General features: G+C 54.2%; 1 protein-coding gene. It reads left to right on the forward strand.

Features of this window, described 5'->3' with window-relative positions:
• On the forward strand, positions 1 to 2,363 hold a 2,363-nt coding region (locus ABXR35_RS24020; protein ID WP_367064608.1), incomplete at both ends, for an RHS repeat-associated core domain-containing protein.

Raw genomic sequence — 2,363 nt, forward strand, 5'->3', positions numbered from 1 at the left:
CGGATCATTTGCTGTCTCAGATTGTGGATGCCGAAGGTAGTGTGACGGAATATCGTTACGATGAGGTTGGTCGCCAGACAGCCGTCGTTCGCCCGGATGGAAGTTCTGCCTATTGGAGCTACACCGATTCCGGTCAAGTGGAGCAGTATACTGACTTCAATGGCGGCATCTCCCGCTATGACTATGATACGCAGGGCAATCTGCGTGCGTATACCGATGCTGCGGGTCGAACCACCCAAGTCCAACTGGATGACGTGGGGCGGATTACTACGCTGGAAGATGCAGCAGGCGGGGTCAGTCACCAGTACTATGATGGCGATGACAACCTGATCGAACGCATCGATGCCGAAGGACGTAGCTGGACCACGGTATACGATGGTTTTGGTAGTCCGATCCAGCGAGTACAGCCTTCTGGTGCGGCATCTCGCTACACCTATACACCGAATGGCAAAATCGCCACGGTCACCAATGCGCTTGGTGAAACCGTACAATACACCTATGATGCTGAGGATCGCCTGATTGCCGAAACCAATGCCTTAGGCGAAACCGCTACCCTGCGGTACAATGCTGTCGGTCGCTTGGACGTGGTCACCGACCCACTCGGACGCGAAACCACTTACCAGCATGATGCTGTCGGTCGCTTGCTATCGGTGCAGGATGCGGATGGGCACGTCGTCCAGCAATTGACCTATGATCATCTGGGTCGTCCGATCGCATTGCAGGATGGACTTGGACACACCACACACTATCGCTTCAACAGTCTGCACCAACTGCTGGAAAGTCAAGACGCAGATGGACGTACCAGCCACTTCCGTTACGATGTGAATCATCGCCTGATCGAAGTGATGCAAAGTGGCACACAGGCAGAAACCGCCACCTATCAACAAACCTTTGACGGGGACGATCAACTGACATCGTATACCGATGCAGAAGGCAACTCCACCCAGCAGCAGTACGATGCGAGTGGTCGATTGGTACACATCACCAATGCCAGCGGGAACGCGCTACACTATGCGTATGACGAACGAGGCTGGCTCCATCGCCAAACCGGTGCCCGCGGGCAGCAGATCCACTATGTGTACGACGCCAGTGGTCGCTTGCTGCAGCAGCGAGATGAAGTCGGTACGATTGAGCTGAGCTACACCGAAGATGGACAACTGAACCGCATCGAAGAAAACGGAGCGGTACAAGAGAAGGTCTACGATGCCTTGGGTCAACTGATTCAATCGACCGATGAGTTTGGGCATGTGATCCGGTATGCTTATGATGCGGCTGGACGTCTGACGCATCTCACCTATCCGGATGGAAAAGTGGTAGAATATCGGTATACGGCAGCAGGGGAACTGAGCGAAGTCAAAGACTGGAACGGTCGATTGACAGCCTACCGGTACGATCGCAGTGGTCGCCTGATCCAAACGCGCCGTCCCAACGGTAGCCGAGAAGAACGAAGCTACGATGCCGCGGGTCAGCTGACCCGGTTAACCGATACGAGTGGGCTGGGGATTCGGTTACAACAATTCCGGTATACCTACAGCCCTGCTGGACAGCTGCTGCAAGAAGAAGACCGGCAGTACACGTATGATAACTTCAAGCGCTTGATTCATGGACAGCTACCGGACCAAACGATCCGGTATACGTATGACCGGGCAGGGAACCTAACCGAAGAGCAGAGAGAGCTAGCGGGCATCGCTTCGTCTAGTGGCTCCTCTAGTTCATCGAGCCGTGCGTCTACGCAGCAATGGTTCTACCAAGCAGACAACCGCCTGCTACGTGTGGGTGAGTATCCGGTCGAACTGGATGCAGATGGCAACCTGCTGTATGCGACCGATGGCGAACAGATGGGAGCGTATGAGTATGATGCCCGGAATCGCTTAATCCAATCCGGACGGTTACGCTATCGCTATAGTGCCAGCGGCAACCGAATCGAGATGAAGCAGCGCAAATCGGTAATCCGGTATGTAGTGGATGAATCGTCTCCACTCAGTCGGATGCTGATGGAAGTGAACGAAGACGGCGAAGCTTTCGCTTGGTATGTGTATGGACTGGGACTGATTGGACGGGAAGATGCGGACGGACAGTACCTGAGTTATCACAGTGACTTACGGGGAAGCACGACGATCCTGACGAACGAAGCCAGTCAGGTGACGGACCGCTATACGTATGGGCTGTATGGTGAACTCACGTCGCATGAAGGTAGCACAAATCAGCCATTTCGCTACAACGGACGAGACGGTGTCCAGACGGACCCGAACGGTTTATACTATATGCGAGCGCGGTACTATGATCCGAAGCTAAAGCGCTTCTTGAATCGAGATGTGATTCAGGGAACGATTACCGATGGGCAGACGTTCAATCGATATGCG

This window comes from Paenibacillus sp. JQZ6Y-1 (assembly GCF_040719145.1).
Classification (GTDB): domain Bacteria; phylum Bacillota; class Bacilli; order Paenibacillales; family Paenibacillaceae; genus Saccharibacillus; species Saccharibacillus kandeliae.